At 31.9% G+C, this 5530-nt stretch carries 3 protein-coding genes; all 3 read left to right on the top strand.

The window, feature by feature from the left end; all coding sequences use genetic code 11:
- Positions 1-589 precede the first annotated feature (589 nt).
- The 3 genes from AC27L2_RS13640 (at position 590) to AC27L2_RS13630 (ending at position 5271) form a co-directional block, all read left to right on the top strand.
- Positions 590-2623, top strand: a complete 2034-nt coding sequence (locus AC27L2_RS13640) for a M13 family metallopeptidase (protein WP_487212321.1) — start codon at positions 590-592, stop codon at positions 2621-2623.
- A 437-nt stretch (positions 2624-3060) separates the two neighbouring features.
- Positions 3061-3996: an ABC transporter ATP-binding protein gene (locus AC27L2_RS13635; protein ID WP_487212320.1), complete on the top strand. Its 936-nt coding sequence runs from the start codon at positions 3061-3063 to the stop codon at positions 3994-3996.
- Between the two features lie 9 nt (positions 3997-4005).
- Positions 4006-5271: an ABC transporter permease gene (locus AC27L2_RS13630; RefSeq protein WP_487212319.1), complete on the top strand. Its 1266-nt coding sequence runs from the start codon at positions 4006-4008 to the stop codon at positions 5269-5271.
- The last annotated feature ends 259 nt before the right edge of the window (positions 5272-5530 follow it).

The following is a 5530-nucleotide window of genomic DNA, read 5'->3' as shown; positions in this document are numbered from 1 at the left end:
TTGAAACCACAAAGTTCGCAAAGAAAAACTTTGCGGCTTTGCGAGAAATGAAAAATAAATTAAGAGTGTTTTGCAATAACATTTATAGAGATTCTTCATCCGCCTTATGGCGGACTCAGAATGACACAATGTTTTCTTTTTTATCATAAGTTTTAAACTTTTCAGTCATTCTGAGGGAGTCACCGCCAAAAATGCGGGACGACCGAAGAATCTATTTATTTAATTGAGATTTTCAGAATGACTTTTGAATATTGTCTTTCTGAGGAGTCCGTCTTTGGCGGACTCAGAACGACATGAAATTTTTTATATCGATTAAAGAATCTGAAAACAGAGAAAATCTGGTAAATCTGTATTTATCTGTGTTCAAAAAAAATGAAACCAACACGTACTCAAAGAATCTCGTAGATATTTATTACCAAGACAAAAAAAATTACATACAAACAAACACAATTCAAAACAAATCTTTCTCGTTCAGCATGAAATTTTATTTTTTCTCCAAAATATTTTGTGTTAATTTTACTAAAAATAAAACGATTAATTTCTTTAATCGTCTTAATCAACGTTATTAAAAAAATCTTTCGAGGTTTTTATGAACAAAAAAATTTTCCTATCGTTTTTTGTTTTATTATTATCAATATCTATCAATGCACAAAATAACTCATGGAAATCAAAAGGTTTCGATTTAAGCAGTCTTGACAAAAATGTTTCTCCTTCACAAAATTTTTATCAATTTGCAGTTGGCAACTGGGCAAAGAATCATCCAATTCCAGAAGACCAAACACGCTGGGGCTCGTTCTCAATTCTTGAAGAAGAAAATAACAAAATATTAAAATCAATAGTTGAAGAACTTGCAGCAAATAAAAATTTGCAAAAGGGAACAGCTCAACAAAAAATTGGTGATTTCTTTGCAACTGGAATGGATACTTTGAGAATCGAAAAAGCAGGTTATGATCCTATCAAACCATATCTTCAAAAAATTGATAACATAACAAGCAAAAAAAATATTATCGAAACTATAGCAGATTTCCATTTAACAGGAATGCCAGCTTTATTTAACTTTTTTGTAAATGCCGATGCAAAGAAAAGCGATTTAAATATTGGAATAATTTCACAGGGCGGATTAGGCTTGCCTGATGTTGAATACTATACTAAAGAAGATAATCGTTCTAAAGAAATTCGACAAAGATATATTCAGCATGTAACAAATATGTTTAAGTTGATTGATGTTGATGATGAGACCGCAAATAAGTATGCTCAAATTGTATTGGATATTGAAACAAAACTTGCAAAAGTTTCAAATACACGACTTGAAAACCGCGACCCATATAAAACTTATAACAAAATGACAATTAATAATTTGAAATCAATTTCAGAAGAAATTAACTGGGATAAATATTTTGAAAAATTAGGTATTGATAAGATTGATGTTGTAGTTGTTAATCAACCGAAATTTATTAAAGGTGCATCAGAATTAATAAATCAAGTTCCATTGAATGATTGGAAAATATATTTAAAGTGGAATGTTCTGCGTTCATCTGCAGGAGCGCTTAGTTCAAAATTTGTTAAAGAACAATTTGAATTCGAAAACAAATTCCTGCGTGGTCAGCAGGCAATGGAACCAAGATGGAAAAGAGTTCTTGGAAGTTTGAACAGAACTATGGGAGAACTGCTTGGTCAAATTTATGTCGAAAAAGTTTTTCCTCCAGAAGCAAAAGAAAAAGCAAAATCAATTGTGAAAAACTTACTTGCTGCAATGGAAGAGAGTATTAAAAATCTTGATTGGATGAGTGATGAAACAAAACAAAAAGCTCTAACAAAACTAAGCACTTTTGGAGTTAAAATTGGTTATCCAGATAAGTGGAAAGATTATTCAGAACTTGAAATTGCTCGCGATTCTTATTTCAAAAATTTAAGAAGAGCAGCTGAATGGGCAAGAAAAGAAAACTTGAAAAAACTTGGTAAACCTGTTGATAAATCTGAATGGACTATGACGCCACAAACAGTTAATGCATCTTATTCTCCAACAAGAAATGATATTACTTTTCCAGCTGGAATCCTTCAGCCTCCGTTTTTCAATCCTCAAGCTGATGATGCAATTAATTATGGTGCAATGGGTACTGTTATTGGTCACGAAATTACTCACGGCTTTGATGACCAAGGACGAAAGTATGATGAAAAAGGAAATATAAAAGATTGGTGGACAAAAGAAGATAACGAAAAATTTCAGGCACGCGCACAAAAATTAGTTGAACAGTATAATAACTTTGTTGTCATTGATACTTTTAGAGTTAATGGTGCTTTAACTCTTGGAGAAAACATTGCAGATTTAGGAGGACTAACAATTTCATTTGCAGCTTTTAAGAAAACAGAACAATATAAAAAAGGTGAATTGATTGATGGATTTACTCCAGCTCAAAGATTCTTCCTTGGCTGGGCTCAAGTATGGGCTACTAACATTAGACCCGAAGCTCTTAAACTTCAGGTTAAAACAGATGTTCATTCACCTGCAGTGCAAAGAGTTAATGGTCCTCTTATGAATATGCCAGAATTCTTTGAAGCATTTGATGTTAAGCCTGGCGACCCAATGAGAAATCCTGATGATAAAATAGTTAAAATTTGGTAGTGAAAAGTTAACACTTTGTATCTTAGCGCTCTCTGCGGTTCAATTAATGAAACCGCAGAGCGCGCAAAGAATTTTTAGAGATTTTTCATCTGCATTTGGCGGGCTCAAGAATGACACAATGTTTTCTTTTTTATCCTAAGTATTAAACTTTTACGTCATTCTGAGGGAGTCCCGCCAAAAATGCGGGACGACCGAAGAATCTATTTGTTTAATTGAGATTTTCAGAATGACTTTTGAATATTGTCTTTCTGAGGAGTCCGTCTTTGGCGGACTCAGAACGACATGACCGAAGAATTTAGAAGTAATTTCTTGCCAAGACGCAAAGAAAAACATTGCAGCTTTGCGAGAAATTAAAAATATTACTCAAAGTTATTAATTAATTTTGTAAATACTTCATTTAGAATTAGTATTCATTTTATAATAAAAGTGGGCGGCATATGATTACATATTCACTCGAAGTAAAAAATCTTACAAAAAGATTTCAAAACATAGTTGCAGTTGATAATGTCTCATTCGAAATTCCTGATGGTTCAATATTTGGCTTGCTTGGAAGAAATGGTGCCGGAAAAACAACAACAATTAGAATGATGATGGGAATTTATCTTCCTGACCAAGGAGAAGTTGTATTAAAAGGGGCAAAGGTTGGTCAGGAATTTAAAAACAAAGTCGGCTATCTTCCAGAAGAAAGAGGACTTTACAAAAAAATGAAAGTCATTGACACACTATTATATTTCGCTGAACTAAAAGGTAAATCAGGAAAAGAAATAACAAAACGAGCAGAAGAATATCTCAAAAGATTTGAACTCTACGATCGAAGATTATCTAAGATAGAAGATTTATCAAAAGGAAATCAACAGAAGATTCAATTTATTGCTACAATTCTTCATGAACCGGATTTTATTATTCTTGATGAACCTTTTTCCGGACTTGACCCAATTAATACAAATCTTCTTAAAGATATTATTCTCGAAATGAAATCGAAAGGAAAAGTAATAATTCTTTCAACTCACTTGATAGACTATGCAGAAAAAATGTGCGATTACATTGCAATGATTGACCACGGAAAACTTGTTCTTAAAGGCTCGCTTGATGAAATAAAATCAAAATATGCAAAAAGAAATGTAAGCTTAACTTATGAAGGTGATATCTCATTCTTAAAAAATCATCCAATAGTTGAAAAGATTGAAAACTTTGGAAATACAACGGGCATTCGTGTAAAAGATGTAAATCAAACTCAAGAATTATTAAAATTATTGATTGAAAAAAATGTTGTCATAAAAAAATTTGATGCTAACGATATTTCACTTCATGAAATTTTTGTAGAGCTCGTAGGGAAAGATGAAGAAAACAAAAATTCCATTTCAAAAAATTGAGGGATAAAAATGATTAACTACAGAGTTTTAGCAGTAGTAAAAAGAGAATTAAAAGAAAGACTTTTTTCAAAAACTTTTATTGTAATGACATTGCTGATACCAGGATTAATTGTATTTATGGTGGGCATTCAAGCATTGCTCTATTCTACAGAAAGCAAGAATCTGAAATTTGAGTTAATTACAGAAAATCCGGATTTGATTTCAAAATTCGAAGATGAATTTAATCAAGCAGATTTTGTGACAAACAAAAATTATCGCTTTGTTTACAGCTCGATGACAAGAGATGAGTTTAATCAATATTTAAAACGGAAACGTGAGGATATTACAGAAGAAAAATTAACAGGAATAATTTTTATTCCATCAACTGCGATGAAAGATAAAAAGATTGAATACTATTCGAAGTCGCCGCAAAATATTTCTCTTTCTCGTGAGCTTGAAGGACCTATTAACAAAGTTCTTATTGATGCATATTTTATGAATAGAACATTAACACAGGAGGAGCTTGATTTTGCACGTAGAGGAATTGACTTTGCAGGTTTCAAAGTTTCTAAAGATGAAAATATTCGAGAAGAAGGTTATGGTAATTTGGTTCTTGCTTATGCATTCACATTTTTATTGTATATAAGTTTGCTTCTTGTTGGACAGACTACTATGCAATCAGTAATTGAAGAAAAAGGAAATCGAATTGTAGAAATAATTCTTTCATCTGTTAGCTCGAGAGAATTGATGACAGGAAAAATTTTAGGTGCAACAATAACAGGTGTAGTTCAAATGGGAATATGGCTTATAACTATTATGGCTGTTGCTTCTTCTGCTTGGTTAACACTTCCAGAAGAAATTGTTCTAAATATAAAACCTGAAGTTGTGATTTATGTCTTAACAAACTTTTTCATTGGTTTAATTTTATTTATTTCACTCTTTGCAACTGTAGGCGCAATATTCGATAATCCTCAGGATGCATCTTCTGGTACAACTCCAATAATTATGTTGATTATAATTCCATTTTTTATTTCAATGTCGATAATGGAAAATCCAAATAAACCTTATGCAGAAATTGCATCAATGTTTCCATTTGCATCGGTAATTGTAATGCCAGCAAGAATGAGCTTGATTGATGTTCCTCTATGGCAATTGATAACTTCAATAGTTTTGAATGTCTTAACTATTGTTGCAATATTCCCTCTTGCAGGCAAAATTTATCATGTAGGAATTTTAAGAACAGGCAAAAAACCAAAATGGTCAGAAGTTATTAAGTGGATTAAATATCAATACTGATTTTCGATATATCCAAAATAAATGTGAAGATGAATTGGGAAGCTTTTTCGATTTTTTTATTGTAAACAATTTACCATAACTCTAAATTCTTTTTATAAACCTTTGTACCTTCTTTGCACTCTCTACGGTTAAATTAATGAAACCGTAGAGCGCGCAAAGAATTTTTAGAGATTCTTCGTCCGCCTTTGGCGGACTCAGAATGACACGAAGTCTTTTATGTCAATGTTTTCGAGATTCTTCATCCGCCTTCTGGCGGATT

The organism is Rosettibacter sp. KY25, from assembly GCF_057554405.1.
This window is presented reverse-complemented; position numbering and strand designations above follow the sequence as displayed.

Excerpts from the sequence above, each read along its gene's own strand:
- AC27L2_RS13640 (WP_487212321.1), top strand. The coding sequence starts at position 590 with ATGAACAAAAAAATTTTCCTATCGTTTTTTGTTTTATTATTATCAATA.
- AC27L2_RS13635 (WP_487212320.1), top strand. The coding sequence starts at position 3,061 with ATGATTACATATTCACTCGAAGTAAAAAATCTTACAAAAAGATTTCAA.
- AC27L2_RS13630 (WP_487212319.1), top strand. The coding sequence starts at position 4,006 with ATGATTAACTACAGAGTTTTAGCAGTAGTAAAAAGAGAATTAAAAGAA.